At 64.3% G+C, this 26587-nt stretch carries 23 protein-coding genes; 13 read left to right on the top strand and 10 right to left on the bottom strand.

Features of this window, described 5'->3' with window-relative positions:
• Positions 1 to 32 precede the first annotated feature (32 nt).
• Positions 33 to 290: a hypothetical protein gene (locus PMI20_RS04675; protein ID WP_007925299.1), complete on the top strand. Its 258-nt coding sequence runs from the start codon at positions 33 to 35 to the stop codon at positions 288 to 290.
• A 103-nt stretch (positions 291 to 393) separates the two neighbouring features.
• Here the strand turns inward: PMI20_RS04675 and betT are convergent, their stop codons facing one another.
• Both betT and epsC read right to left on the bottom strand, forming a co-directional pair.
• Positions 394 to 2358, bottom strand: coding sequence for a choline transporter BetT (gene betT / locus PMI20_RS04670; RefSeq protein ID WP_177323790.1), 1965 nt, complete (start codon positions 2356 to 2358; stop codon positions 394 to 396).
• A 395-nt stretch (positions 2359 to 2753) separates the two neighbouring features.
• Positions 2754 to 3680: a serine O-acetyltransferase EpsC gene (epsC, locus tag PMI20_RS04665; RefSeq protein ID WP_007925302.1), complete on the bottom strand. Its 927-nt coding sequence runs from the start codon at positions 3678 to 3680 to the stop codon at positions 2754 to 2756.
• Positions 3681 to 3871: 191 nt separating this feature from the next.
• On the opposite strand from epsC, the gene PMI20_RS04660 reads away from it, so the two are divergent.
• From PMI20_RS04660 to PMI20_RS04610, 11 genes are all read left to right on the top strand, one after another.
• Entirely contained in the window at positions 3872 to 4867 is a 996-nt protein-coding gene (locus tag PMI20_RS04660; RefSeq protein WP_007925304.1) for a D-cysteine desulfhydrase, read from the top strand.
• 358 nt (positions 4868 to 5225) lie between these two features.
• Positions 5226 to 6023: a cystine ABC transporter substrate-binding protein gene (gene tcyJ, locus PMI20_RS04655; RefSeq protein WP_007925306.1), complete on the top strand. Its 798-nt coding sequence runs from the start codon at positions 5226 to 5228 to the stop codon at positions 6021 to 6023.
• A gap of 50 nt (positions 6024 to 6073) precedes the next feature.
• Positions 6074 to 6739, top strand: a complete 666-nt coding sequence (gene tcyL / locus PMI20_RS04650; RefSeq protein WP_037005081.1) for a cystine ABC transporter permease — start codon at positions 6074 to 6076, stop codon at positions 6737 to 6739.
• A gap of 4 nt (positions 6740 to 6743) precedes the next feature.
• The gene (tcyN, locus tag PMI20_RS04645) at positions 6744 to 7505 is read left to right on the top strand and encodes an L-cystine ABC transporter ATP-binding protein TcyN (protein ID WP_007925310.1); all 762 of its coding nucleotides are present in this window, start codon (positions 6744 to 6746) and stop codon (positions 7503 to 7505) included.
• 395 nt (positions 7506 to 7900) lie between these two features.
• Complete coding sequence (locus PMI20_RS04640) at positions 7901 to 9142, top strand: SfnB family sulfur acquisition oxidoreductase (RefSeq protein ID WP_007925312.1); 1242 nt, start codon at positions 7901 to 7903, stop codon at positions 9140 to 9142.
• Between the two features lie 24 nt (positions 9143 to 9166).
• Positions 9167 to 10372, top strand: a complete 1206-nt coding sequence (locus tag PMI20_RS04635; RefSeq protein WP_007925314.1) for an SfnB family sulfur acquisition oxidoreductase — start codon at positions 9167 to 9169, stop codon at positions 10370 to 10372.
• Positions 10372 to 11766, top strand: a complete 1395-nt coding sequence (locus PMI20_RS04630) for an LLM class flavin-dependent oxidoreductase (RefSeq protein WP_007925315.1) — start codon at positions 10372 to 10374, stop codon at positions 11764 to 11766. Before PMI20_RS04635 ends, PMI20_RS04630 begins: the two co-directional genes overlap by 1 nt.
• 85 nt (positions 11767 to 11851) lie before the next feature.
• Positions 11852 to 12661, top strand: coding sequence for a MetQ/NlpA family ABC transporter substrate-binding protein (locus PMI20_RS04625; protein ID WP_007925316.1), 810 nt, complete (start codon positions 11852 to 11854; stop codon positions 12659 to 12661).
• A 1-nt stretch (position 12662) separates the two neighbouring features.
• Positions 12663 to 13811: a methionine ABC transporter ATP-binding protein gene (locus PMI20_RS04620; protein WP_007925317.1), complete on the top strand. Its 1149-nt coding sequence runs from the start codon at positions 12663 to 12665 to the stop codon at positions 13809 to 13811.
• Complete coding sequence (locus PMI20_RS04615) at positions 13801 to 14445, top strand: methionine ABC transporter permease (RefSeq protein WP_007925318.1); 645 nt, start codon at positions 13801 to 13803, stop codon at positions 14443 to 14445. Before PMI20_RS04620 ends, PMI20_RS04615 begins: the two co-directional genes overlap by 11 nt.
• Positions 14446 to 14618: 173 nt before the next feature.
• On the top strand, positions 14619 to 15245 hold the full coding sequence (locus PMI20_RS04610; RefSeq protein WP_007925320.1) for a class I SAM-dependent methyltransferase: 627 nt from the start codon (positions 14619 to 14621) through the stop codon (positions 15243 to 15245).
• Positions 15246 to 15361: 116 nt separating this feature from the next.
• Here PMI20_RS04610 and PMI20_RS04605 read toward each other — a convergent pair whose 3' ends face one another.
• From PMI20_RS04605 to PMI20_RS04595, 3 genes are read right to left on the bottom strand one after another with little or no spacing between them, the layout of a single operon-like run.
• Complete coding sequence (locus PMI20_RS04605; RefSeq protein WP_007925322.1) at positions 15362 to 18427, bottom strand: efflux RND transporter permease subunit; 3066 nt, start codon at positions 18425 to 18427, stop codon at positions 15362 to 15364.
• Positions 18424 to 19494 carry an efflux RND transporter periplasmic adaptor subunit gene (locus tag PMI20_RS04600; RefSeq protein WP_007925323.1) on the bottom strand — a complete coding sequence of 357 codons (1071 nt, stop codon included), beginning with the start codon at positions 19492 to 19494 and terminating at the stop codon, positions 18424 to 18426. The genes PMI20_RS04605 and PMI20_RS04600 overlap by 4 nt, the downstream gene beginning before the upstream one ends.
• Positions 19491 to 20585 (bottom strand): efflux RND transporter periplasmic adaptor subunit, encoded by a 1095-nt coding sequence (locus PMI20_RS04595; protein ID WP_007925325.1) that lies wholly within the window; start codon positions 20583 to 20585, stop codon positions 19491 to 19493. The genes PMI20_RS04600 and PMI20_RS04595 overlap by 4 nt, the downstream gene beginning before the upstream one ends.
• A gap of 259 nt (positions 20586 to 20844) precedes the next feature.
• Between PMI20_RS04595 and PMI20_RS04590 the strand changes: the two genes are divergently transcribed.
• Positions 20845 to 22041 (top strand): AAA family ATPase, encoded by a 1197-nt coding sequence (locus tag PMI20_RS04590; RefSeq protein WP_007925328.1) that lies wholly within the window; start codon positions 20845 to 20847, stop codon positions 22039 to 22041.
• A 222-nt stretch (positions 22042 to 22263) separates the two neighbouring features.
• On the opposite strand, the gene PMI20_RS04585 is transcribed toward PMI20_RS04590, so the two are convergent.
• The 5 genes from PMI20_RS04585 to PMI20_RS04565 form a co-directional block, all read right to left on the bottom strand.
• Entirely contained in the window at positions 22264 to 23145 is an 882-nt protein-coding gene (locus PMI20_RS04585) for a transporter substrate-binding domain-containing protein (RefSeq protein WP_007925329.1), read from the bottom strand.
• Complete coding sequence (locus PMI20_RS04580) at positions 23142 to 23924, bottom strand: amino acid ABC transporter ATP-binding protein (protein WP_007925331.1); 783 nt, start codon at positions 23922 to 23924, stop codon at positions 23142 to 23144. The genes PMI20_RS04585 and PMI20_RS04580 overlap by 4 nt, the downstream gene beginning before the upstream one ends.
• A complete protein-coding gene (locus PMI20_RS04575; RefSeq protein WP_007925333.1) occupies positions 23921 to 24580 on the bottom strand; it encodes an amino acid ABC transporter permease in 660 nt (219 codons plus the stop codon). Before PMI20_RS04575 ends, PMI20_RS04580 begins: the two co-directional genes overlap by 4 nt.
• Positions 24561 to 25226 carry an amino acid ABC transporter permease gene (locus tag PMI20_RS04570; protein ID WP_007925334.1) on the bottom strand — a complete coding sequence of 222 codons (666 nt, stop codon included), beginning with the start codon at positions 25224 to 25226 and terminating at the stop codon, positions 24561 to 24563. The genes PMI20_RS04575 and PMI20_RS04570 overlap by 20 nt, the downstream gene beginning before the upstream one ends.
• A gap of 558 nt (positions 25227 to 25784) precedes the next feature.
• On the bottom strand, positions 25785 to 26567 hold the full coding sequence (locus PMI20_RS04565; protein WP_007925335.1) for a MetQ/NlpA family ABC transporter substrate-binding protein: 783 nt from the start codon (positions 26565 to 26567) through the stop codon (positions 25785 to 25787).
• Positions 26568 to 26587 lie beyond the last annotated feature (20 nt).

Below are 26587 nucleotides of genomic sequence, written 5' to 3'. Positions count from 1 at the left end.
CACCCCTGAATTCCGCCCATGAGGACTTCATCATGCACACCGCGATCATCACTTGCTTCGGCCTGATTCTCCTGGCGCTGATGCTGTTTATCGGCGAAAAGCTCGGCCTCGGTCGCCAGACCCTGGCCTACAGTTTCGTCGTGCTCTGGCTGGCGCTGACGGTGATCAACGGCGCGGTGGGGATGGTCCACGCCGGCCAGCCCCTGAGCACGGAGCTGGCGGTCGGCAGTGTGGTATTCGGCGTGCCGGTGGCGGCGCTGGTGTTGTTCACGGTATTGAGCCGGGCCTGAGGGCCCTGATCGCGGGCAAGCCTCGCTCCTACAGAAGCACGAGGTCTTCTGTAGAAGCGAGGCTTGCCCGCGATGACGGTGGCACAAACGCCACCGCCCGCGATCAACGCACCAGGTGCAGGAACTGCATATGGCGTTCGTACTGGTCGAGGATGTCGTTGATGATCTGCTCCTTGGTGTAGCCCATCAGGTCATAGTCCTGGCTACCCTCGGCCAGGTGCACCTCGGCCCGGTAGTAACGCCGGTTGCGCATTTCCTTGGGCCCCATGCCGCCACGGGCGAAGGACGGGGTGAAGTAGCCGCGCATCTGCACCTGGTAGACGAACGGATGCTGGTCGCCATGGCCGATTTCCAGGCTGACGTTGTCGTTGGCCGGGTCCGGCTGGGTGACCACGTTCAAGCCTTTCTCGACGAACACCGCGGTCACTTCTTCGATGGCCGGGCGCACCGTCTGATCGAGGAAGCGATAGACCTCGTCGCGCGACGGGAAATGCACCGCCTGGCTCAGGCGCTGGCGCCAGCCGCCCTTGCCGCGCCGCGAGGACGACGAGACCGGCGCCAGCGAATGCAGCTGGGCGATCTGCTTCTGCGACTCGAGGTAGAAAGCCTTGTGCAGCCCCCACATCATCAGCAGCAGGATCATCGAGAACGGCAGCGAGGTCAGCACCACCGCCGACTTCAGCGAGTCGATGCTGCCGGCGAACAGCAGCGCGCTGGTGACCAGCGCGGTCATCGCGCCCCAGAACACCCGCAGCCATTTCGGCCCGTCTTCATCGGCATTGCCGCCCTTGGCCGACAGGGTCGAGAGCACCACGGTGCCGGAGTCGGCCGAGGTGACGAAGAACACGAAGCTGATAAACACCGTCACGGCGATGACAGTCTTGCTCCAGGGGTAGGTTTCCAGCAGCAGGTAGAGGGTCATCGAAGGGTTCTCGATGGCCGACATGCCCAGCGCGCTCATGCCGTGGTTGAGCACCTGGTCGATGGCGCTGTTACCGAAGATCGACATCCAGGCCAGGGTGAAGCCCAGGGGAATCAGCAGCACGCCGAACACGAATTCACGGATGGTCCGGCCACGGGAAATCCGCGCGATGAACAGGCCCACGAACGGCGACCATGCGATCCACCAGGCCCAGTAGAAGACGGTCCAGCCGCCCAGCCAGTCGCTGGGTTCGTCATAGGCGTAGAGGTCGAAACTCTTGGTCGGCAAGGCGCCGAGGTAATCGCCGAGGTTCTGGATCAGGGTGTTGAGCAGGTGCTGGGTGGGGCCGGCGAACAACACGAACAGCAGCAGCGCACAGGCCAGCAGCATGTTGATGTCGGACATCACCCGCACGCCCTTGTCGACGCCGGACACCGCGACAATGATCGCCGCGCCCATCATCAGGCTGATCAGGCCCACCTGGACCCACTGGGTGTGGGCGATACCGAACAGGTAATCCAGGCCGGAGTTGAGGTGCAGCACGCCAAAGCCCATGTCGGCGCCGAGGCCGAACACCGTGGCGATGATGCCGAAGCCATCCACCGCGTAGCCGATGGGGCCGTTGATGCGCTTGCCGATCAGCGGGTACAGCGCCGAACGCAGGGCCAGCGGCAGGTTATGCCGGTAGGCGAAATACGCCAGGGCCATGCCGACGAAGGCGAACACACCCCAGCCATGCAGGCCCCAGTGCAGGAAGAGAATCTGCATGGCCTGGCGCGCCGCATCCGCGGTCCCGGCCTCGCCCTGGGGCGGTTGCAGCATGTGGGTCAGGGGTTCCGACACGCAGAAGAAAAACAGCGTGATGCTGATCCCGGCGGCGAACAGCATGCCGGCCCAGGACAGGTAACTGAATTCCGGTTCGTCGTGGTCGGCACCGAGCTTGATCTTGCCGTAGCCGGACAAGGCGGTGACCACCACGAAGATCAGGTACAGGGTCATGGCCAGCATGTAGTACCAGCCGACCGTATTGGCCGCCCAGTTTTGCGCGGCCAGCAACCAGGCGCCGGCTTGTTCCGGCAGGGCAATGACCACCAGGCCGAAGGCCAGGATAAAGCTCGCGGCGAAGTAGAACACCGGCGGATTCATGCGGATCAGGCCGCTGGCGGGAATGGACGATGCACTCATGAAACGTGCACCTCGAGGGGGTAAAACGCGGCTGAAAAGATCGGACTCAGCAAAGGTAAGCCTCCTGTTGTGAGCGGGCAGCGAGCTGCCGGTTTAACTTGAACAAGCGTTCAAGTTAAACACGGATAGGCGCGCAAGGACTAATCGCCGGGCTCGGCGGTCGCCTGATTTCGCAGGTTTTAAGAAAGGTCTGATGTATGGCGGAGGGAATCGTTCAGCGTTAAATAAGCCGATTTCTGTAGCCGCTGCCGAAGGCTGCGCCAAGGCCCGCAGGGCCTGCAAAAGCCCCCAGAGCGGCGCCCCTCTCGGGGCGATCGCAGCCTGCGGCAGCGGCTACATGATGCAAGCACCTCGGCTTATTTTTGCGACCCATCGTCATGCTGCAGGTTGGCCTGGGTCAGGTTGCACCCGGCCGGCACGCTGCGGGTCAGCCAGACGTTGCCGCCGATGGTCGAGCCCTTGCCGATGGTGATGCGCCCGAGGATGGTCGCGCCGGCGTAGATCACCACGTCGTCTTCGACGATCGGGTGGCGCGGGTGGCCCTTCTGCAACTGGCCGTCCTCGTCCGCCGGGAAGCGTTTGGCGCCCAGGGTCACCGCCTGGTAGATGCGCACACGCTCGCCGATGATCGCGGTCTCGCCGATCACCACACCGGTGCCGTGGTCGATGAAGAAGCTGCGGCCGATCTGCGCCCCCGGGTGAATGTCGATGCCGGTGGCCGAGTGGGCGATTTCCGCGCTGATCCGCGCCAGCAGCGGCAGGCCGGCGCGATACAGATGGTGGGCCAGGCGATGGTGGATCACCGCCAGGATGCCCGGGTAGCACAGCAGCACTTCATCGACGCTGCGCGCCGCCGGGTCGCCATGGTAGGCGGCCAGCACATCGGTATCGAGCAACACCCGCAGCCCCGGCAGGGCCAGGGCGAAATCCTGGATGATGCGGATGGCCCTGGCGTTGACGTCTTCGTCCGCCTCGCCGCTCTGGCGCGCGGCATAACGCAGCTCCAGTCGAGCCTGGGCGAGCAGCGCATTGAGGGCCGCGTCCAGGGTGTGGCCGACGTAGAAGTCCTCGCTTTCTTCGCGCAGGTCCACCGGGCCCAGGCGCATCGGGAACAAGGCCCCACACAGCGCCTCGAGAATCTCGGCCATGGCCGCGCGCGACGGCAGTTCCCGACCACCCTGCTCACCACTGACCCGCCCGTTGCGGGTACGCCACTGGTCGCGGGCATCACGCAGTTGACTGACTATGGTCTGCAATTGCCAATGGCTGGAACGCTCGCTCACGATAAGACTCCTCACTCAAGCGGCCGGACGGTCTGGCCGCGTAAACGACGTCACTTTACGGTATGCGTCCCAGGCCAAATTAAGAACTAATTGTGCTGGCCTAAGTACCTTTTGGCATAAGCGATTGACGGTTGCCCCGGTAAATATCGCTGCCTATAGTCCCTGACACCTCTGACAACCTGTGCGGCCTCATGATCAAACGACAGCTCGACCGCTTTAACCGTCTCGACCTGCTGGGCGGCGCCACCGCCCTGGAAAAACTCGAACGCCTGTCCACCTGGCTGGGCCGCGATGTCTACGTCAAGCGCGACGACACCACGCCGCTGGCCATGGGCGGCAACAAGCTGCGCAAACTCGAATACCTGGCCGCCGATGCGCTGGCCCAGGGCGCGGACACCCTGATCACCGCGGGCGCCATCCAGTCCAACCACGTACGCCAGACCGCGGCCCTGGCCGCCAAGCTCGGCCTGGGCTGCGTCGCCTTGCTGGAAAACCCCATCGGCACCGATGACAGCAATTACCTGGGCAACGGCAACCGCCTGCTGCTCGACCTGTTCGACGCCAAGGTCGAGCTGGTGGAGAACCTGGACAACGCCGACGAGCAGTTGCAGGCCCTGGCCGAGCGCCTGCGCAGCAGCGGCAAGCAGCCGTACCTGGTGCCGATTGGCGGCTCCAACGCCCTCGGCGCGCTGGGTTACGTGCGCGCCGGCCTGGAGCTGGCGGAGCAGATCAACAACAGCGGGCTCGACTTCGCCGCCGTGGTGCTGGCCTCGGGCAGCGCCGGCACCCACAGCGGCCTGGCCCTGGCCTTGAGCGAAGTGTTGCCGCAGTTGCCGGTGATCGGCGTCACCGTGTCGCGCACCGACGAAGCGCAACGGCCGAAGGTCCAGGGCCTGGCCGAGCGCACCGCCGAATTGCTCGGGGTGACGTTGCCGGAGAGCTTCAAGGTGGAGTTGTGGGACGAGTATTTCGCCCCGCGTTATGGCGAACCGAATGCCGGCACCCTGGCCGCGGTGAAACTGCTGGCAAGCCAGGAAGGCCTGCTGCTGGACCCGGTCTACACCGGCAAGGCCATGGCCGGCCTGCTCGACGGCATCGGCCGCCAGCGCTTCGACGACGGCCCGATCATCTTCCTGCACACCGGCGGCGCGCCGGCGCTGTTCGCTTATGCCGGCTCGTTTGCCTGAACACTGACCTTGTAGCCGCTGCCGCAGGCTGCGATCGGCGGCGCAGCCGTCGTAAAACCTGCGCATGCAGCGCATCAGAAAAGACGCGTTCGCCGGATTTGCGCCTGCTACGTCGGAATGCCGCCCAATCGATCGCAGCCTGCGGCAGCGGCTACAGAGATGTATATTTATAAAAAGAATAACAATGTGAATTTATATTATTTTTACATCTATAAGCAGCCACTTATAGTCGCGCCGCAGGCGAATTTGCCGCGAGACGCATACGCTGCATTTAGTGCAGGATAAGGCGCTCGTTCCCGCTCACCGATTGACCTGCATCTCCCAACCGCATCTGCATAAGAAAACACAGGGGCTTGTCATGATTTTTTCCGCACTACGTCGAAATATCCTCATTGGCTCGCTGGGTCTGGCCCTCGGTGCCGGGTTGCTGGGGCAAGCGGTTGCCGGTGAGCAACTGCAGAAGATCAAGGACGCCGGCACCATCAACGTCGGCCTGGAAGGCACTTATCCACCGTTCAGCTACGTCGACGAAAGCGGCAAGCTGGCCGGCTTCGAAGTCGAGTTCTCCGAAGCCCTGGCGCAGAAGCTGGGTGTGAAGGTCAAACTGCAGCCGACCAAGTGGGACGGCATCCTCGCCGCCCTGGAGTCCAAGCGCCTGGACGCGGTGATCAACCAGGTGACCATCTCCGATGAGCGCAAGAAAAAATACGACTTCTCCACCCCCTACACCGTTTCCGGCATCCAGGCCCTGACCCAGAAGAAGAACGAAGGCAAGTTCAAGACCGCCGCCGATCTGGCCGGGCACAAGGTCGGTGTCGGCCTGGGCACCAACTACGAACAATGGCTCAAGGACAACGTGCCGCAAGCCATCATCAAGACCTACGACGACGATCCGACCAAGTACCAGGACCTGCGCGTAGGCCGTATCGACGCGATCCTGGTGGACCGCCTGGCCGCCTTCGAGCTGATCAAGAAAACCAACGACACCCTGGCCGTTTCCGGCGAGCCCTTCTCCCGCCAGGAAGCCGGCGTGGCCCTGCGCAAAGGCGAACCCGAACTGCTGGCCGCGGTGAACAAGGCGATCGAGGAACTGCGCGCCGACGGCACGCTGAAAAAGCTCTCGGAAAAATACTTCAACGCTGACGTCACTCAATAATGGAAGCAGGTTTTCAGTTCGAACTGTCTTTCCCGCAGTTGAGCCAGCAAATCGCCGAAACCACGCAGCTGTTGCTGAACTCCGCGCCCTTCCTGCTCAAGGGCGCGTATTTCACGGTCATCCTCAGCCTCGGCGGCATGTTCTTCGGATTGGCGCTGGGTTTCGCCCTGGCGCTGATGCGCCTGTCGCGCTTCAAGCTGCTGAGCTGGATCGCCCGCGTCTATGTGTCGTTCTTTCGCGGCACGCCGTTGCTGGTGCAACTGTTCGTGATCTATTACGGCCTGCCGCAGCTGGGTATCGAGCTTGACCCGCTGCCGGCGGCGCTGATCGGCTTCTCGTTGAACATGGCGGCCTACGCCTGCGAGATCCTGCGCGCGGCCATCGGCTCCATCGAGCGCGGGCAGTGGGAAGCGGCGGCCAGCATTGGCATGACCCGGGCCCAGACCCTGCGCCGGGCGATCCTGCCGCAAGCCATGCGCACGGCCTTGCCGCCCCTGGGCAACAGCTTTATCTCGCTGGTCAAGGACACGGCCCTGGCCGCCACCATCCAGGTCCCGGAACTGTTCCGCCAGGCACAGCTGATCACCGCCCGGACCTTCGAAGTCTTCACCATGTATCTTGCCGCCGCGCTGATCTACTGGGTTCTGGCCAGCGTGCTGGCGCACCTGCAGAACCGACTGGAAGAGCGGGTCAATCGGCACGACCAGGAGTCCTGAACCCATGATTGTGGTTGAAAAACTGACGAAGCAGTTCAAGGGTCAGACCGTCCTCAATGGCATCGACCTGACGGTGGCGGAAGGCGAGGTGGTCGCCATCATCGGCCCCAGCGGCTCGGGCAAGACCACCTTTTTGCGCTGCCTGAATTTCCTCGAAGAACCTACCAGCGGCCGGATCAAGGTCGGCAACATCGAAATCGATGGCAGCCGGCCGCTGACCCAGCAGCAGGGCCTGGTGCGGCAACTGCGCCAGCAGGTGGGTTTCGTGTTCCAGAACTTCAACCTGTTCCCCCATCGCACCGCGTTGGAAAACGTCATCGAAGGCCCGCTGGTGGTGAAGAAGACGCCCCGCGAGCAGGCACTGGCCCTGGGCCGCGGACTGTTGGCCAAGGTCGGCCTGGCGGGCAAGGAAGACGCCTATCCGCGGCGCCTATCCGGCGGCCAGCAACAGCGCGTGGCGATTGCCCGGGCGCTGGCGATGGAGCCGGAGGTGATCCTGTTCGACGAGCCGACCTCGGCCCTCGACCCGGAGCTGGTAGGCGAAGTGCTGGCGACCATCCGCGGCCTGGCCGAAGAAAAGCGCACCATGGTCATCGTCACCCACGAAATGGGCTTCGCCCGCGACGTGGCCAACCGGGTGATCTTCTTCGACAAGGGGGTGATCGTCGAACAGGGCGAAGCCAAGGCGCTGTTCGCCAACCCCAGGGAAGAACGCACCCGGCAATTCCTCAGCAAGTTCCTCACCTCGGGCCATCCCCAGGCCTGACCTGTACCCTCGCTGCCGAGCCCAGGATGGGCTGTGCAGCGAACGCAAACCCGCCGTCACATTCCGCCAGACACATCGCATACGCCGGTTTACGACGACTACGTCGCCGCGCGCAGGCTGCGCCAGCGGCTACAGGCCTCAGATCTATCTCCCATTACCCTTCGCCTTTTCCTACCTGCCGTATACGTAAACCCCTTCTATACATATTCCTAAAAGTTAGTTTATTTAATTTTTATACGCGCATAGGGTATATGAACCGGACCACCGGACATTCTTGAACCCGATTTCGCCGCCACGGCGCGGCACTTCCAAAGATGTGAGGTAGGTATGGTCCGGAACACAATCACCCCAGTGCAGATCGCCAGGGCATTGCGTGCAGCCAAGGAGTGGCACTGATGTCCAATCTGGCCGATGCAAATGCCCAGAGCGATCTGGATGTCGCCCCCCTGTTGTTGCCCGCACGGGTTCTGCTGAACGACGCAGAAGCCCTTCAAGCCGCCCATGAACTGGCCACCGTCGCCCGCCAGCAGGCGGCCCGGCGCGACCAGCAGCGCAAGCTGCCGTGGGCGGAAATCGAACACTTCACCCGCAGTGGCCTGGGCAGTATTGCCATCCCCCGTGAATACGGCGGCCCGCAGGTTTCCTTCGTCACCCTGGCCGAAGTCTTCGCGATCATTTCCGCGGCCGACCCGGCCCTGGGACAGATCCCGCAGAACCAGTTCGGCATTCTCAACCTGATCCTCGGTAGCGCCACCGAACGGCAGAAAAAGCAGCTGTTCCAGAGCGTGCTGGAAGGCTGGCGCATCGGAAACGCCGGCCCGGAACGCGGGACCAAAAACACCCTGGAACTCAAGGCACGGATCAGCGCCGACGGCGACGGTTATCTGCTCAATGGCCAGAAGTTCTATTCCACCGGCGCCCTGTTCGCCCACTGGGTGGCGGTCAAGGCGTTGAACGACGACGGCAGGCAGGTCCTGGCCTTCGTCCGGCGCGGCACGCCAGGGCTGCGCATCGTCGACGACTGGTCGGGCTTCGGCCAGCGCACCACCGCCAGCGGCACCATTTTGCTCAACAACGTGCGAGTCGATGCCGACCTGGTGGTGGACAACTGGCGCATCAACGAGTCGCCGAATATCCAGGGCGCGGTCTCGCAGCTGATCCAGGCGGCCATCGACGCCGGCATCGCCCGCGCCGCCATCGACGACGCCGTCAGCTTCGTGCGTGAACGCTCGCGGCCGTGGGTCGACGCCAACGTCGAACGGGCCAGCGACGACCTCTATGTGATCGCCGACATCGGCAAGCTGAAAATCGAACTGCACGCCGCCGAGGCCCTGCTGCGCAAGGCCGGCCAGGTGCTGGACCAGGTCAATGCCGCGCCGATCAGCGCCGAATCCGCCGCCCGCGCCTCGATCGCCGTGGCCGAAGCCAAGGTGCTGACCACCGAGATCTCCCTGCTGGCCAGCGAGAAACTCTTCGAGCTGGCCGGCAGCCGCGCCACCCTCGCCGAGTTCAACCTCGACCGGCACTGGCGCAACGCCCGGGTCCACACCCTGCACGATCCGGTGCGCTGGAAATACCACGCCGTCGGCGCCTATCACCTGAACGGCACCCTGCCGGCTCGCCATTCCTGGATTTAAGCGACCAGATCTCTGGAGAAGTACATGACTCTTTCTCAACACGTCGCGGTCATAACCAGCGATGAGCAAGCCCTGATCGTCGCCAGCGACCTGGCCGAGGATTTCAAGCGCGACAGCGCCCTGCGCGACCGCGAACGCCGCCTGCCCCACCCCGAACTCGAAGCCTTTTCCCGCTCCGGCCTGTGGGGCATCAGCGTGCCCAGGGAATACGGCGGCGCCGGTGTGTCCAACGTCACCCTGGCCAAGGTCATCGCCCTGATCGCCCAGGCCGACGGCTCCCTGGGGCAGATCCCGCAGAACCATTTCTACGCCCTCGAAGTGCTGCGGGTGAACGGTAGCGAAGCGCAGAAAAAACGCCTGTACGCCGAGGTCCTGGCCGGCCAGCGCTTCGGCAATGCCCTGGCCGAACTGGGCACCAAGACCGCCCATGACCGCACCACTCGCCTGACCCGGGATGTGCAGGACGGACGCGACGGCTATCGCATCAACGGTCGCAAGTTCTATTCCACCGGCGCCCTCTACGCCCAGCGCATCCCCACGTCGGTGGTGGACGAAAACGGCGTGCAGCAACTGGCCTTTGTCCCCGCGGGCAGCCAGGGCCTGAACGTGATCGACGACTGGAGCGGCTTCGGCCAGCGCACCACCGGCAGCGGCTCGGTGGTATTCGAGGACGTGTTCGTCGCCGCCGAGGACGTGATTCCCTTTCAGAGCGCCTTCGAGCGCCCGACCACCGTCGGCCCGCTGGCGCAGATTCTCCACGCCGCCATCGACACCGGTATCGCCCGCGCCGCCTATGAGGACGCCCTGCATTTCGTGCGCACCAAGACCCGGCCGTGGATCGATTCCGGCAGCGACAAGGCCAGCGAAGACCCGCTGACCCTCAAGAGCTTCGGCCACCTGAGCATTCGCCTGCACGCCACCGAGGCGTTGCTGGAGCGCTCCGGGGAGTTCCTCGACGCCGCCCAGGTCGAGCCCGACGCCGAGACGGTGGCCGCCGCGTCCATCGCGGTCGCCGAGGCCCGTGCCATCAGCACCGAAATCTCCCTGGCCGCCGGCAGCACCCTGTTCGAGCTGGCCGGCAGCCAGGCGACCCTGGCCGAACACGGCCTCGACCGGCACTGGCGCAACGCCCGGGTGCACACCCTGCACGACCCGGTGCGCTGGAAGTACCACGCGGTGGGCAACTACTACCTCAACCAGACGAACCCGCCACTGCGGGGGACTATCTGATGAGTGCTCTGGAGAAAGGCAAAAAAAAGATCCTGCTCAATGCCTTCAACATGAATTGCATCGGGCACATCAACCACGGCCTGTGGACCCATCCACGGGACACCTCGACCCAGTACAAGACTATCGAGTACTGGACCGAGCTGGCGCAGCTGCTGGAGCGCGGACTGTTCGACGGGCTGTTCATCGCCGACATCGTCGGGGTCTACGACGTCTACCAGAACTCGGTGGACGTGACGCTCAAGGAGTCGATCCAGCTGCCGGTCAACGATCCGCTGCTGCTGGTTTCGGCCATGGCCGCGGTGACCCGCAACCTCGGCTTCGGCCTCACCGCCAACCTCACCTACGAGCCGCCGTATCTGTTCGCCCGGCGCATGTCGACGCTGGACCACCTGAGCCGCGGCCGGGTCGGCTGGAACATCGTCACCGGCTACCTCGACAGCGCCGCCAAGGCCATGGGCCTGAGCGAACAGGCCGAGCACGACCGGCGCTACGACCAGGCCGATGAATACCTGCAAGTGCTCTACAAGCTCTGGGAAGGCAGTTGGGAAAACGACGCGGTGATCAACGACCGCGAACAACGGATCTACGCCCGGCCGGAGAAGGTGCACAAGGTCGAGCACAAGGGCGAGTTCTATCAGGTCGAGGGCTATCACCTGTGCGAACCCTCGCCGCAGCGCACGCCGGTGCTGTTCCAGGCCGGCAGTTCCGATCGCGGCCTGCTGTTCGCCGGGCGCCACGCCGAGTGCGTGTTCATCAGCGGGCAGAACAAAGCCTCGACCCGCGCCCAGGTGGACAAGGTCCGCGCCAGCGCCGTGGCGGCCGGGCGCAATCCCGAGGACATCAAGGTGTTCATGGGGCTCAACGTGATAGTCGCCGCGACCGAGGAGCTGGCCTGGAAGAAACACGCCGAATACCGCAGCTACGCCAGCGCCGAAGCCGGAGTGGCGCATTTCTCGGCGTCCACCGCCATCGACTTTTCCCAGTACGAGATCGACGAACCGATCCAATACGTGAAGAGCAACGCCATCCAGTCGGCCACCAAGAACCTGCAGAACAACGACTGGACCCGACGCAAGCTGCTCGACCAGCACGCCCTGGGCGGGCGCTACATCACCGTGGTCGGCTCGCCGCAGCAGGTGGCCGACGACCTCGAATCCTGGATCGCCGAGACTGGCCTGGACGGTTTCAACCTGACCCGCATCGTCACCCCGGAAAGTTATGCCGACTTCATCGACCTGGTGATCCCCGAGCTGCAACGCCGCGGCTCGTACAAGACCGCCTACGACAACGGCACCCTGCGCGAAAAGCTGTTCCGGCAGGACGCGCAGTTACCCGAGCAACACGCCGGAGCGGGCTATCGCCCTATCGCGAGCAAGCTCGCTCCTACAGGTTGAGCCCATTCCCTGTAGGAGCGAGCTTGCTCGCGATAAGGCCGGCCCAAACACCCGAAAACTTCATGCACTGACTGGAAACGACATCATGAAAACCAAGCTCTTAAGCCACCCAGTCAAAGCACTGGCCCTCGCCCTCGGACTGTTCGGCAGCGCGGTATTCGCCGCCGACGCGCCGCTGAAAGTCGGCACCACCGCCGCCTTCGCCATCCCCCTGGAGGCCGCCGTCGAAGAGGCCGGCAAACAGGGCCTGAAAGTCGAGCTGGTGGAGTTCAGCGACTGGATCGCGCCGAACGTCAGCCTGGCCGCCGGCGATATCGACGTGAACTACTTCCAGCACATCCCGTTCCTGGAAAACGCCAAGGCCGCCGCCGGTTTCAACCTGGTGCCGTTCGCCCCGGGGATCATCAACAACGTCGGCCTGTACTCGAAGCGATACAAAAGCTTCGACGAACTGCCCGAAGGCGCTACCGTGGCCATCGCCAACGACCCGATCAACAGCGGCCGCGGCTTGCAGCTGCTGGCCAAGGCCGGCCTGATCAGCCTCAAGCCGGGGGTCGGCTACAAGGCCACCGAGGACGACATAGTCGCCAACCCAAAAAAGCTGAAGATCCTCCAGGTCGAGGCCGTGCAACTGGTACGCGCCTATGACGACGCCGACCTGGTGCAGGGCTACCCGGCCTATATCCGCCTGGCCAAGACCTTCGATGCCGGTTCGGCGCTGCTGTTCGACGGCCTCGACCACAAGGAATACGTGATCCAGTTCGTGATCCAGCCCAAGAGCAAGACCGACCCGCGGCTGATCAAGTTCGTCGATATCTACCAGCATTCGCCGGCTGTGCGCGCCGCCCTGGACAAAGCCCACGGCAAGCTCTACCAAGCCGGCTGGGAAGGTTGAGATGAGCGTCGCCTACCTTGCGCACAAGTCGCCGAACCAACCGCCCGAACAGCGGCAGGACGCGCAGCAGACCGAGCTGCATCCAGAACTGAACCGGGCCCACGTGCGCTTCATCGGCCTGACCAAGACCTACCAGGGCCAGCAAGGCCCGGTGCAGGCCCTGCACGGGATCGACCTGGCGATCCAGCGCGGCGAGGTGTTCGGCATCATCGGCCGCAGCGGCGCCGGCAAGTCGTCGCTGATCCGCACCATCAACCGCCTGGAACAGCCTTCGGGCGGCCGGGTGCTGATCGATCAGGTGGACATCGGCGACTTCGACGAAGACCGCCTGGTGGAGCTGCGCCGGCGCATCGGCATGATCTTCCAGCACTTCAACCTGATGTCGGCCAAGACCGTGTGGCAGAACGTCGAGCTGCCGCTGAAGGTGGCCGGCGTGCCCAAGGAACAGCGCGAGCGCAAGGTCCGCGAACTGCTGGAACTGGTGGGCCTGAAAGACAAGCACAAGGCCTACCCGGCGCAGCTCTCGGGCGGGCAGAAACAGCGGGTGGGCATCGCCCGGGCGCTGGTCCACGACCCGGCGATCCTGCTGTGCGACGAAGCCACCTCGGCGCTGGACCCGGAGACCACCCAGTCGATCCTCGGCCTGCTCAAACAGATCAACCAGCGCCTGGGCCTGACCATCGTCCTGATCACCCACGAGATGGCGGTGATCCGCGATATCTGCGACCGGGTGGTGGTGCTGGAGCATGGGCATATCGTCGAGCAGGGGCCGGTCTGGGAAGTGTTCGGCAACCCGCAGCACGAGGTCAGCAAAACCCTGCTGGCGCCCTTGCAGCACGGCTTACCGGAAGAGTTGCAAAACCGTCTGCTGGCCCAGCCGAAGTCTTCGGACGCGGCGGTGGTATTGCGCGTGCAGTTCACCGGCAGGACCAGCGACGAGCCAGACCTGGCCGCGCTGTTCAGCACCCTGGGCGGGCGCGTACGGCTGCTGAACGGCGGCGTGGAACGGATCCAGGGGCATGCCCTGGGGCAATTGCTACTGGCGGTCAGCGGCTCGTCCCTGGGCGCCGAGGAACAACGTTTACGCGCGCAGCACTTTTTACAGAAGCAATGGACACAACAGGTAGAGGTGCTGGGTTATGTGGTTTGATCGCTTGCTCCAGGGCGTTATCGATACCTTCCTGATGGTCGGCGTGTCGTCGCTGATCGCTCTGCTGGCGGGCATTCCGCTGGCGGTGATCCTGGTCACCAGCGGCAAGGGCGGGATCTATGAAGCACCCAGGCTGAACAGCGTGCTGGGGGCTTTCGTCAACCTGTTCCGCTCGATCCCGTTCCTGATCCTGATGGTGGCGCTGATCCCCTTCACCCGGCTGATCGTCGGCACTACCTACGGCGTCTGGGCCGCCGTGGTGCCACTGACCATCGCCGCCACGCCGTTCTTCGCGCGGATCGCCGAGGTCAGCCTGCGCGAGGTCGACCACGGCCTGATCGAAGCCGCCCAGGCCATGGGCTGCCGGCGCTGGCACATTGTCTGGCATGTGCTGTTACCGGAGGCGCTGCCGGGCATCGTCGGCGGCTTCACCATCACCCTGGTGACCATGATCAACTCCTCGGCCATGGCTGGGGCTATCGGCGCCGGTGGCCTGGGGGACATCGCCTATCGCTACGGTTACCAGCGTTTCGACAGCCAGATCATGCTCACGGTGATCGTGCTGCTGGTGATCCTGGTGGCGGCGATCCAGCTGGGCGGCGACCGCCTGGCGCGGGTGCTCAACAAGCGTTGAGATCGGCGGTGTCCATTCGGATGTCATCGCGAGCAAGCTCGCTCCTACAGGTTGATCGCGTCGCCCTTTGTAGGAGCGAGCTTGCTCGCGATTGGCTTTCAAGGCCCACACCCAACCCGGGTCAATACCCTTGGAGTATATTCGGCACATCACTCCAGCCAACGCAGCCCGCCATGAAACTCGCTCCCGACGACCTCGACCAGATCACCTCCACCACCCTGGGTCACTACAACCAGGTGGCCGAAGATTTCCGCGAAGGCACCCGCGACCACGATGTCAGCCAGAACATCGACGCGCTGCTTCGACATATCCAGGGCACAGCGCCCTTCACCCTGCTGGACTTCGGCTGCGGCCCCGGGCGCGACCTGCAGACCTTTACCCGCCTGGGTCATATCGCGGTCGGCCTCGACGGCTCCGAGCGTTTTGCCCAGATGGCCCGGGACGACAGCGGCTGCGAGGTCTGGCAGCAGGACTTCCTCAAGCTCGACCTGCCCGCCGAGCGCTTCGACGGCATCTTCGCCAACGCCGTGCTGTTTCATATCCCCTCGCAGGAGTTGCCGCGGGTGCTGCGCCAACTGCACGCCACGCTGAAACCCGGCGGCGTGCTGTTCAGCTCCAACCCGCGCGGCGACAACCGCGAAGGCTGGAACGGCGCACGTTATGGCGCCTACCACGACCTGGCGGCCTGGCAGCAATTGCTCACCGCGGCGGGGTTTGTCGAGCTGGAGCATTACTACCGACCCGCCGGCCTGCCGCGGGAGCAGCAGCCGTGGCTGGCGAGTGTGTGGCGCAAGGTTTGAGCGGTTTGCCAGATAGGCCGTAGCGCCTGGTTCGCGGGCAAGCCTCGCTCCTACGGGGTATTCCAGCGTAGGAGCGAGGCTTGCCCGCGATGGCGTCCTCTCGAACGAGCACAATCTCAAGCCGTGGTTTTCTTCGGCTCCTTGATCTTGTACCAAGCCACATACAACGCCGGCAGGAACAGCAGCGTCAGCAGGGTGGCGACGATGATGCCGCCGATCATGGCGTAGGCCATCGGCCCCCAGAACACTTCCCGAGCGATGGGGATCATGCCCAGGCTGGCCGCCGCGGCGGTCAGCAGGATCGGCCGGCGCCGGTGCTCGGTGGCTTGCACCACCGCGTCCCAGGATGAATGACCGGCGCGCTCGAATTCGTCGATCTGGGTCACCAGGATCACCGAGTTGCGGATGATGATGCCGATCAGCGCGAGAATCCCGAGGATCGCCACAAAGCCCATGGGCGTGCCCGACGGCACCAGCGCCAGGACCACGCCGATCAGCCCCAGGGGTGCGACGCTGGCCACCAGGAACAGCTTCTGCACGCTGTGCAGCTGGATCATCAGGAAGGTCGCCATGAGGAACAGCATCAACGGCACCACCTTGGCGATCGGCCCCTGGGCCTTGCCGCTCTCCTCCACCGTGCCGCCGGTGGCCACCGAATACCCCACCGGCAGGCCGGCGGCGAACGTGTCGATGTCGGGCTTGAGCAACCTGACCAGGTCGGTCGGCTGGATTTCGTCACGCACCGAGGCCTTGATGGTGATGGTCGGCTTGCGGTCACGGCGCCAGACCAGCGGCTGCTCCAGTTCGTAACGCACGGTGGCGAAGGCCAGCAGCGGAATCGAGGTGCCGTTGGGGTTGACGATCTGCAGGTTCTGCAGGGTTTCCGGGGAACCGCGCTCGCTGTCGTCGGCCCGGCCGACCACGTTGATCAGGTAGATGTCGTCATGCACCTGGGTCACGGTGGAGCCACTGACGATGCTGTTCATCAACTGCGCCACGTCCTCCGAAGACAGCCCCAACTGGCGGGCCTTGTCCTGGGCGATGTCGATGCGCAGCACTTTGCCCGGCTCGTTCCAGTCGTAGATGATCTCGCCGATGTGCGCGTTCTTGTCCAGTTCGGTGGCCAGCTCGATGGCGTGCTTGCGCACCTGGTCGATGTCCTTGCCGCTGACCCGGTACTGGATCGGCCGCCCCACCGGCGGGCCCATTTCCAGGGCCTGGACGTAGCTGCCGATACCGACGAAGTCGTCGCGCAGGCGTTTTTTCAGGCGTTCGGTCAGCGCCGTGCGCGACTCCAGGCCCTTGCTGACGATCACCAGCTGCGCGTAGTAGGGGTTCTGCAGTTGCTGGTCCAGCGGCAGGTAGAAACGGATCGCGCCTTCGCCGATGTAAGTGCTCCAGCGCACGATGTCCGGGTCGTCCTTGAGGGTCGCCTCCAGGCGATCCACCGCCATGCGGGTCTCGGCGATCGAGGCGTTCTGCGGCAGGTTGAGGTCGACGAGAATCTCCGGCCGGTCCGAGGACGGGAAGAACTGGTTCTGCACGAAGCGCATGCCGACCACCGACAGCACGAACGCCAGGACGGTGATGCCGATGGCCCACCAGCGGTTGCGCATGGCCCACAGCAGGCCGCCGTTGAAGGCGCGGCCGATGCGGCCCGGCTCCTCGGAATGGGGCTTCACATGGGTGCTGAGGATATGCACGCCGATCACCGGGGCGAACAGCACGGCGACTATCCACGACACCAGCATGGCCACGGCGATCACCGCGAACAGGGTGAAGGTGTACTCGCCGGCGGAACTGGCGTTGAGGCCGATGGGCACGAAGCCGGCGACCGTTACCAGGGTCCCGGTGAGCATCGGGAAGGCCGTGGAGGTGTAGGCGAAGGTCGCCGCCTGCTCCTTGCTCTCGCCCATCTCCAGGCGCGTGACCATCATCTCCACGGTGATCATCGCGTCGTCCACCAGAAGGCCCAGGGCGATGATCAACGCCCCGAGGGAAATCCGCTGCATGGTGATGCCGCTGTATTCCATGAAGACGAAGACCATCGCCAGCACCAGCGGAATCGAGCACGCCACTACCAGCCCGGCGCGCACGCCCAGGCTGACGAAACTCACCACCAGCACGATCACCACCGCCTCGAACAGCGCGCTGGTAAAGCCGCCGACGGCTTTTTCCACCACCTCGGCCTGGTCCGACACCGTGTGTACGCCCACGCCCACCGGCAGCTCGGCGGTGAGCTGGTCCATCTTGAGGTGCAGGGCCTTGCCGAAGTCCTGGATGTTGCCGCCCTTCTTCATGGCGATCGCCAGGCCGATGGCCGGCTGGCCGTTGAAGCGGAACTGCGGCGTCGAAGGGTCGACGTAGCCGCGGCTGATCTCGGCGATATCCGCCAGGCGATAGAAGCGCTCGTTGAGCCGCAGGTTGACCGTGGCCAGGTCTTTCTCGGAAGCGAACTGCCCCGAGGTGCGCACGGAAATCCGCTCCGGCCCGGCCTCGATCACCCCGGCCGGGGTCACCGCGTTCTGCGATTGCAGGCTCTGCAGGACCTGGCGCTGGTCGATGCCCAGCGCTGCCAGCTTGCGTGTGGAGAAGTTCAGGTAGATGACTTCGTCCTGCTCGCCGACCATCTCCACCTTGCCCAGGTTCGGCACCTCGCGGATCTCGGCGCGCACCTGCTCCACGTAGTCGCGCAGCTGACGCATGCTCAGGCCGTCGGCGGTAAAGGCGTAGACCGAACCGAACACATCACCGAATTCGTCGTTGAACCCCGGCCCTTGCAGACCCTGGGGGAAGTCGCCGCGAATGTCGTTGATCTTCTTGCGCACCTGGTACCAGATCTCGGGGATGTCCTTGGCGCTGGTGGTGTCACGCAGGTTGACGAACACCGTCGACTCGCCGGGGCGGGTGTAGCTTTTCACGTAGTCGAGGGAGTCCAGCTCTTCGAGTTTTTTCTCGATGCGGTCGGTGACCTGCTTGAGGGTTTCCTCCTGGGTCGCGCCCGGCCAGCGGGTCTGGATGACCATGGTCTTGATGGTGAAGGACGGGTCTTCCTCGCGCCCCAGGTTCATGTAGGAGAACACGCCCATCAGCAGGGCGACGAACATCAGGTACCAGATGAACGACTGATGCTTGATGGCCCACTCGGATAAATTGAAGCTCCCTTTTGTGGCCGGCGTCATCGTGGGCTGTCCTCGTCGATTTTGACTTTCTGCCCCGGTTTGAGGCTGTTCACACCGGCGCTCACCACCCGCTCGCCGATTTTGATCCCGCTGCCGATCAATGCCGAATCATGGTCCCGGCTGAACACCGTGACCTCGCGCGGCGCCACGGTCTGCGCCTGCGGGTCGACGATCCAGACCCGGGTCTGGCCGTCCACTTCCTGCAGGGCCGACAGCGGCACCTCGGTGCGCGGGACGATGGCGGAGCTGAGGGTCACGCTGATGGCCGTGCCGAGGCGGAACGCTTCGGGGGTTTCGGTCAGGGTCAGGCGCGAGCGCCGGGTGCGGGTGGCGCTCTGCGCCTGGGGTTCGATTTCACGCACGATGGCGCTGGTGTTGATGCTCGGGTCCAGCTGCAAGGCGACCTTGAACACCACGTCGGCCGGCAACTGGTCCACCAGCGTCGCCGGCAGGTCGATCACCGCTTCCTTGATGTCCGGACGGGCCAGGGTCACCACCTGCTGGCCGGCGCTGACCACCTGGCCGGCCTCGGCATTCCAGGCAGTGACCACGCCGCCATGATCGGTGCGCAGCTCGCTGTAGGCGAGTTGGTCGCGGGCCTGGCTGACCGCGGCCCTGGCCTGGTCCAGGGAGGCGCGAGTGGTCTTCAGGTCGGTCTGGGCGATATCCAGCTGCGCCTGGGCGCCGACGCCACGGTCGAACAATTGCTGCTGGCGCCGGGCGTTGGCCTGGGCATTGATCCATTGCGCCTCGATCCGGGCCAGGTCGCCCTGGGCCGAACGCAACTGGTTCTGCTGGTCGGTGGGGTCGAGGGTGGCAAGCAAGGCGCCCTTGCCCACCTCGGCGCCGACATCGACATTGCGATTGGCGATGCGCCCCGGCACCCGGAAACCGAGGTTGGTTTCATAGCGGGCCTGGATGCTGCCGGCGAACCGCCCGAGGCTTTCCTCGGACTCGGCGCGCACCTCGAACGACAGCACCGGACGCACCGGCTCGGGCGCGGGTTCTTCCTTGGAGCAGGCGCCCAGCGTCAGGCCGGCGCATAACAGCAGGGACAGGCGCTTCATGGCTGGGCTCCTTGGGCGCCGGTCTCGGAAACGACCTCGACGAGCATCCCCGGGTGCAGCAACTGGCCGCCGGCGATCACCACTTTTTCGCCGCCCTTGAGGCCTTCGCTGATGATCACCTTGCCGGTCTGGTAGCGCCCCACCGTGACAGTATGCAGGCTGGTCTTGCCGTCCTCGCCCACCAGCCATACGGCCGGTTCGTTGAGGTTCTTGGTCAGCGCCGCCCAGGGCAGCTCGACACTGGCCTGGCCGGCCGCGTGGGCGCTGGCGCTGACCACCGAGCCCAGGTCCATGCCCGCCGGCAGACCGTCGAGGGCCACCTTGACCTGCACCGTGCCGCTCTGCGCCGACACCACCGGGGTGACTTCACGCACCTTGCCGGTGGTCTTGATGTTCGGGTTGTCCAGCAGGCTGACGGTGATCGCGCCTTGCTTCGGCGGGGCCACCAGCAGCGATTCGTAGACGTTGAACACGGCGTCGCGCTCGCCGTCGCGGGCCAGGCTGTAGATCGGCACCGTGGCCTGCACCACCTGGCCGACTTCGGCCTGGCGCGCGGTGATCACCCCCGGCGCGTCGGCGATCAGCGCGGTGTAGCTCAGTTGCTCGCGGGCGTTGGCCAACTGCGCCTGGGCCGCACTCAGGGCGCTCTGGCTGCTGCGCAGCGCCGCCTGGGCGGCATCGTATTCGCTCTGGCTGGTATAGCCCTTGGGCAGGAGTTTCTGCTGGCGGACGAAGGCCGCGCTGGTCTGCTTGACCCGCGCCTGCTCGGCGAACACCGAGGCGGCGGCGGAATCGACATTGGTCTGCAGGTCTTTCGGGTCGAGCCGGGCCAGGACCTGTCTGGCCGTGACCCGGTCGCCGACGTCGACCAGGCGCTGGATGATCTTGCCGCCGACGCGGAACGACAACTCGGTCTGCACCCGCGCCTGCACATCGCCGGTAAGGGTTACCTGCGCGGCGAAATCGCGGGTCTGCACTGGCTGCACCCGCACCCGCGGCCGCTCCTTTTCGGTCGGCTTTTCCGCGCCACAACCGCTCAGTAGCGCAGCCAGCATCAAACCCACTATCCACTTCGATTCGAGACCAGCCATGCAGGCTCCTTGGCGCGATGCCATCGTACAGGTGACGATACGACTGTGAGCTTAGAACAGGGTTCAACCGCTGCACGCGGGCTGCGGAGCAAATGCGTAATGGTTGATCGGCTGAGCAACGAGGGCGTCGTGACGCGCGGAGTTTCAGGTTCTGCGAACCTGATCGCGAGCAAGCTCGCTCCTACAAGAGCAGTCCGCAGGGGCGCTGGCTTAGGGGAAAATCAGGCACACTGCGCCTCCATGCACAAGGAGCCCCGGCATGCTCAAGACCCTGGCAGTGGCCAATTACCGCTCGATCAACAAACTGGTGATTCCGTTGCAGCGGCTGAACCTGATCACCGGCCCCAACGGCAGCGGCAAGTCCAACCTGTACAAGGCCCTGCGCCTGCTGGCGGAAACCGCCCAGGGCGGGGTAGTCAACGCGCTGGCCAGCGAAGGCGGCCTGGAGTCGACCTTCTGGGCCGGGCCTGAACAGATCAGCCGGCGCATGAGCCGTGGCGAGGTGGCGATCCAGGGCGGACCACGCAAGACCGTCAAGCGCCTGCAACTGGGTTTTGCCGGCGAGGACTTCGGTTACTCGATCGGCCTGGGGCTGCCGGACTCCAGCGGCCATTTCATGCTGCCCGGGCACAGCACACCGATTCCCTCGCGCTTCACCCTCGACCCGCGGATCAAGCGCGAGAGCATCTGGAGCGGGCCGGTGTATCGCCCGGCCAGCGTGCTGGTGGATCGCCAGGGGCCGATGGTGCGGGCACGCCAGGGGCGGCAGTGGGAAGTCCTGGCGCAGCACACCTCCAGCGGCGACAGCCTGTTCGACCAGGTCGGCAACCTGCGTTCATCGCCCGAGGTCCTGCATTTGCGCGAGCAGATTCGCGGCTGGCGTTTTTACGATCACTTCCGTACCGACAGCCAGGCCCCCGCGCGCCGGCCACAGCTGGGCACGCGCACGCCGGTGCTGCACCACGACGGCCGCGACCTGGCGGCGGCGTTGCAGACCATCATCGAAGTGGGCGATCAGCATGCGCTGCGCGAGACCATCAGCGACGCTTTCCCGGGTTCGCGGCTGGAGATCGATGCGGTTCCCGGCGGGCTGTTCGGCGTGCAGTTCTATCAGGACGGTTTGCTGCGGCCGCTGTCGGCGGCGGAGCTGTCGGACGGCACCCTGCGCTACCTGCTGCTGGTCGCCGCCCTGCTGACGCCACGGCCACCGACGCTGATGGTGCTCAACGAACCGGAAACCAGCCTGCACCCGGACCTGCTGCCGGCCTTGGCACGCCTGATCATTCGCGCCTCGCAGCAATGCCAGGTGTGGGTGGTGTCCCATGCCAGCCGGTTGATCGCGGCGTTGCAGCAACACCCGGAGTGCAACTGCATCGTGCTAGAGAAAAATTTCGGCCAGACCGAAATCGTCGGCCAGGGGATGCTCGATGAACCGGCGTGGTATTGGCCGGATTGAGCGGCCTCAAAAACATCGCGGGCAAGAACCAGGCGTCCCCCCTGCTCCTACGGGGTGCAATGCTTGCCGGCATGGTCGCATGCAATCCCTGTAGCCGCTGCCGCAAGCTGCGATAGGTCCGAAGGACCTCGGCGACCTTGAAACCGCTGCGACCGTTCTCCGAACGCGGCCCGGGTCGATCGCAGCCTGCGGCAGCGGCTACAGGGGCTCAGGCACAGACTGTCACCCCTGCCACTTGCCGCCTTCGACAATCACGCTTTCCGGCTTGGTGTCGTCGCTCAGTTCCTTGCGCACGTACTGGTCGTAGAGCTTGAGCAGGTACTTGTCCTCGCCCAGCTTGGCCAGTTCGGCGTTGACCCAGTCACGCAGTTCGATATTGCCCTTCTTCACCGCCGGCGCGATCGGCGCCTGCTCCCCCAGGGTCTGCGGCAGTACGCGGTAACCCGGGTTCTGCTTGGACCAGCTGAACAGGATCAGGTTGTCCTGGGCATAAGCATCGCCGCGGCCGTTGGCCAGGGCTTGCAGGGACTCGGAGTTCTTCTCGAACTTGAGCAGTTTCCAGTCCGGGTGGTTCTTGGTCAGCCAGATATCGGCAGTGGTGCCGGTGGTGACGATGGTGGTGCGGCTCGCCAGGTCATCCAGGCTCTTCACTTCGCTGCCATCAGGCACCAGGGCCTGTACCGCGACCTTGAGGTTGGGGTTGGTGAACTCCACCGCTTCCTTGCGCTCCGGGGTGACGGTCATGTTGGCCAGGATCAGGTCGACCTTGTCGCTCTGCAGGAACGGAATGCGGCTGGCCGGCTCCACCGCGACGAACTCCACCTTGTTCTCGTCGCCCAGCAGGTCCTTGGCGAATTGCCGCCCGATATCGGTATCGAAGCCCACGTAGCGGCCGGTCTCGTCGACGAAGCCGAACGGCGGCTTGTCGGTGAACACGCCGACGATCAGCTTGTCGCGGGCCTTGATCTTGTCCAGGTAGCCGGCCGCCGGGGCAGCGCTGGCGCTGGCCGCGGGCTTGGGCGCTTCGGCGGATTTATCGCAGCCGGCCAGCAGGGCGAGGCCGAACAGCGGGAGTAGCAGTAGCGAAGACTTGGCAGTTTTCATAAGAGCTCCAGTTCCTTTGCAGGGATCTTTTTTGGCAGTGTTTCAACGAAGGAGAATTTCTCCAGGAACTGCTGCGCTCGTGCGGTCCGCGGGTTCGTAAAGAAGATCTCGGGAGGGTGCTGTTCGAGGATGCGCCCGGCATCCATGAACACGATGCGGTCGGCCACCGCGCGGGCGAAGGCCATTTCGTGGGTGACGATCAACAGGGTCATGCCGTCCCGGGCCAGGCCCTGGATCACTTGCAGCACCTCCTTGACCATCTCCGGGTCCAGCGCCGCGGTGACCTCGTCGAACAGCATCACCTGCGGGTTCATGCACAGCGAACGGACGATGGCGATGCGTTGCTGCTGGCCACCGGAGAGCTGGCGCGGGAAGGCATCGCGCTTGTCCGAAAGGCCCACCCGTTCCAGCAGCGCCTCGGCCTGGGCGCGGGCTTCGCGGCGGTCGCGTTTCTGCACCTTGAGCGGGCCGAGCAGGATGTTGTCGAGCACGCTCATGTGCGGGAACAGGTGGTAGCTCTGGAACACCATGCCGATGTCCTGGCGCACCTGGCGCCAGTCGGTGGCCGGGTCCAGCAACTCTTGGCCGGCGAATCTCAGGTGGCCGCCGTGGGCTTTTTCCAGGCCGTTGAGGCAGCGCAGCAAGGTGGACTTGCCGCAGCCGCTGGGGCCGAGAATCACCACCACTTCGCCCTGGGCGACCTTGAGGTCGATGTCCTTGAGCACCTGCTGCTCGCCGAAAAACTTGTTGAAACCCTGGAACTCGATCAGTGCGCTCATGCTTGCGTCCAGCGCCGCTCCAGCACGCGCGAGGCGGCCGACAGCGGGTAGCAGATAAAGAAGAAAAACAGGAACAGGGCGCCGTAGATCAGCACCGATTCGTAGGTGCGCTCGATGATCTGCTGGCCGACCTTGATCACGTCCACCACGCCGATCAGCACCGCCAGCGAGCTGGTCTTGATGATCCGCGTGTAGACGTTGATGGTCGGCGGCGTCATGCGTTTCAGCGCCTGGGGCAGCAGCACGTAGCCGTACAGCTGCGGGTCGGACAGGCCGATCGACAGCCCCGCCTCGCGCTGGCCGCGGGGCAGCGAATGCAGGGCACCGCGCACCACCTCGCCGACTTCGCTGGCGCCCCACAGCGACAGCGCCAGCACCGCGCAGGTGAAGCTGGGGATGCTGATGCCGAAGAAGATCGGGAAACCGAAGAACAGCAGGTACAGCCAGACCAGCACCGGGATCGCCCGGAACAGCTCCAGGTAGATGCGCAGCACGGCGTTCAGCCATTTGCGGTCGAGGGTCCGCAGCACGCCATAGAGCACGCCGCCGACGGTGCTGAAGGCGATGCTCAGCAGGGAGATCGATAACGTCTGCGCGGCGCCCTTGCCCAGTTGCGGCAAGGACACCCAGAGCAGTTCAAGACCCGAACTGGCCATGCTGCAACCTCCTTTCCAGACGGCTGAGCAACAGCGACAGCGGCAAGAACAGCAGCACGCAGATCAGCGTGAGCACGGCGAGCATTTCGTAGGTCTTGTAGTAGAGGGCGATGTAGCTCTTGGTGGTGTAGAGAATCTCCGGCACCGCCACCGCCGAGACCACAGTGGTTTCCTTGAGCAGGAAAATGAAATTGGCGAACAGCGACGGCAGGCTGAGGATCCCGGCCTGCGGCAGGATCACGTAGCGCAGCAGCTGCCAGTGCGACAGGCCGATGGAGCGCCCCGACTCCAGCTGGGCCGTCGGCACCGCTTCGACGCCGGCGCGCAGCACCTCGGTGAGGTAGGCGCCGCCGAGAAAGGTCATGGTGATGATCGCCGCGGCGAACCCGGAAATCTTCAGCCCCAATGCCGGCAGGGCGAAGTAGACGAAGAACAGCTGGATCAGCAGCGGGGTGTTGCGCGCCAGCTCCACGTACAGCCCGATCAGGCGCTGCAGGTAGGGGGTGCGGAACACCAGGATGGTGGCGTTGATCAGGGCCACCAGCAGGGAGGTGGCGATGGCGATCAGGCCGACCTGCAAGGTCACGCCCACGGCCTTGAGGAAGGCCGGCAGCGTACTGAGGATAAAAGCGTAGTCGAGGGTCATGGCAATCCTGGACGCCGCTGGGGTACAGCGGCGGTGGTGCAGTCCATTGGGCGGTGGGTAACCACCCGGCAGGCATCGACTTTAAAGCTATAAAAACAATAATTTAAATACCGTTAAAGCATATTGATATCACTCAAAAAACTAACCTGCGGGGTTTGCCATGCGCGCCTGAGCCGGCTACTTTTCTGACGCCGTAAGGGATCTTTCCGATTCCAAGGAACGGACAAGCGGCCCCCGACTTCAACGGGCCAGACACGTACATGGACGATAAGAACAATGACCGACCTCAATACCCCGCAACCTCTCGATCCGCAGGACATCGTCAAATGGCTGAAGGCGCTGTGCCGGGCCATGAAGCCTTCCTGAGCAAAATCCCTTCATCGTTGATTGCCCGTAGTTGCGTCCTTGCCGATACACCGCGGCGCCTGGATCGCGAGCAAGCTTCGCTCCTACAGAAACAAGGTGAAGCCGTTCTTGCGGGCAATAAAAAACGCCGACGCTGTAGAAGCCATCGGCGTTTAAACCTTGAAGGGGTTTGTACGACTTAAGCGTAGCCCATCAGAAGGCAGGCAATACCGCGCCGCTGTATTTCTTCGCGATGAATTCTTTCACTTGCGGGCTGGTCAGGGCCTTGGCCAGTTTCTGGATGGCGGCGCTGTCCTTGTTGTCCGGGCGGGCCACCAGGAAGTTCACGTAAGGCGAATCGGCACCCTCGATCACCAGCGCGTCCTTGGCCGGGTTCAGGCCGGCTTCCAGGGCGTAGTTGGTGTTGATCATGTCCAGGTCGACCTGGTCCAGCACGCGCGGCAGCAGGGCCGACTCCAGCTCCTTGAACTTGAAGTTGTGCGGGTTCTTGGCGATGTCTTTCGGGGTCGCCAGGGCGTTTTTCGGGTCCTTGAGTTCGATCAGGCCGGCCTTCTGCAGCAGGATCAGGGCCCGGCCGCTGTTGCTGCCTTCGTTCGGAATGGCGATGGTCGCGCCGTCTTTCAGCTCGGCCAGGGTTTTGACTTTCTTCGAGTAGCCGCCAAACGGTTCGACGTGCACGCCAACCACGGTCACCAGGTTAGTGCCCTTGCCTTCGTTGAAGCTCTTCAGGTACGGCAGGGTCTGGAAGTAGTTGGCGTCCAGACGCTTCTGATCGACCTGCACGTTCGGCTGCACGTAATCGGTGAAAACCTTGATTTCCAGGTCCACGCCTTCCTTGGCCAGGGTTGGCTTGATCAGTTCGAGGATCTCGGCGTGCGGCACAGGGGTGGCCGCCACTACCAGCTTCTCGCCAGCCTGGGCCAGACCGGCAGTCAGGGCAGCCGCCAGTGCGGTGAACAACAGAACCTTTTTCATGCAGTGTCCTTATGAGTCGT

The sequence above is a fragment of the Pseudomonas sp. GM17 genome (genome assembly GCF_000282175.2).
Lineage (GTDB): Bacteria > Pseudomonadota > Gammaproteobacteria > Pseudomonadales > Pseudomonadaceae > Aquipseudomonas > Aquipseudomonas chlororaphis.
Note: the sequence above shows the minus strand (reverse complement) of the source record. Positions and strands in the feature narration are given on the sequence as shown.

Coding starts and splice junctions, on each gene's coding strand:
- PMI20_RS04675 (WP_007925299.1), top strand. CDS start 33: ATGCACACCGCGATCATCACTTGCTTCGGCCTGATTCTCCTGGCGCTG.
- PMI20_RS04660 (WP_007925304.1), top strand. CDS start 3,872: ATGATCAAACGACAGCTCGACCGCTTTAACCGTCTCGACCTGCTGGGC.
- PMI20_RS04580 (WP_007925331.1), bottom strand. CDS start 23,924: ATGAGCGCACTGATCGAGTTCCAGGGTTTCAACAAGTTTTTCGGCGAG.
- PMI20_RS04625 (WP_007925316.1), top strand. CDS start 11,852: ATGAAAACCAAGCTCTTAAGCCACCCAGTCAAAGCACTGGCCCTCGCC.
- PMI20_RS04640 (WP_007925312.1), top strand. CDS start 7,901: ATGTCCAATCTGGCCGATGCAAATGCCCAGAGCGATCTGGATGTCGCC.
- tcyN (WP_007925310.1), top strand. CDS start 6,744: ATGATTGTGGTTGAAAAACTGACGAAGCAGTTCAAGGGTCAGACCGTC.
- PMI20_RS04565 (WP_007925335.1), bottom strand. CDS start 26,567: ATGAAAAAGGTTCTGTTGTTCACCGCACTGGCGGCTGCCCTGACTGCC.
- PMI20_RS04615 (WP_007925318.1), top strand. CDS start 13,801: ATGTGGTTTGATCGCTTGCTCCAGGGCGTTATCGATACCTTCCTGATG.
- PMI20_RS04635 (WP_007925314.1), top strand. CDS start 9,167: ATGACTCTTTCTCAACACGTCGCGGTCATAACCAGCGATGAGCAAGCC.
- PMI20_RS04585 (WP_007925329.1), bottom strand. CDS start 23,145: ATGAAAACTGCCAAGTCTTCGCTACTGCTACTCCCGCTGTTCGGCCTC.
- PMI20_RS04575 (WP_007925333.1), bottom strand. CDS start 24,580: ATGGCCAGTTCGGGTCTTGAACTGCTCTGGGTGTCCTTGCCGCAACTG.
- PMI20_RS04595 (WP_007925325.1), bottom strand. CDS start 20,585: ATGGCTGGTCTCGAATCGAAGTGGATAGTGGGTTTGATGCTGGCTGCG.
- PMI20_RS04610 (WP_007925320.1), top strand. CDS start 14,619: ATGAAACTCGCTCCCGACGACCTCGACCAGATCACCTCCACCACCCTG.
- PMI20_RS04620 (WP_007925317.1), top strand. CDS start 12,663: ATGAGCGTCGCCTACCTTGCGCACAAGTCGCCGAACCAACCGCCCGAA.
- PMI20_RS04570 (WP_007925334.1), bottom strand. CDS start 25,226: ATGACCCTCGACTACGCTTTTATCCTCAGTACGCTGCCGGCCTTCCTC.
- betT (WP_177323790.1), bottom strand. CDS start 2,358: ATGAATCCGCCGGTGTTCTACTTCGCCGCGAGCTTTATCCTGGCCTTC.
- PMI20_RS04590 (WP_007925328.1), top strand. CDS start 20,845: ATGCTCAAGACCCTGGCAGTGGCCAATTACCGCTCGATCAACAAACTG.
- PMI20_RS04630 (WP_007925315.1), top strand. CDS start 10,372: ATGAGTGCTCTGGAGAAAGGCAAAAAAAAGATCCTGCTCAATGCCTTC.
- PMI20_RS04600 (WP_007925323.1), bottom strand. CDS start 19,494: ATGAAGCGCCTGTCCCTGCTGTTATGCGCCGGCCTGACGCTGGGCGCC.
- PMI20_RS04605 (WP_007925322.1), bottom strand. CDS start 18,427: ATGACGCCGGCCACAAAAGGGAGCTTCAATTTATCCGAGTGGGCCATC.
- tcyJ (WP_007925306.1), top strand. CDS start 5,226: ATGATTTTTTCCGCACTACGTCGAAATATCCTCATTGGCTCGCTGGGT.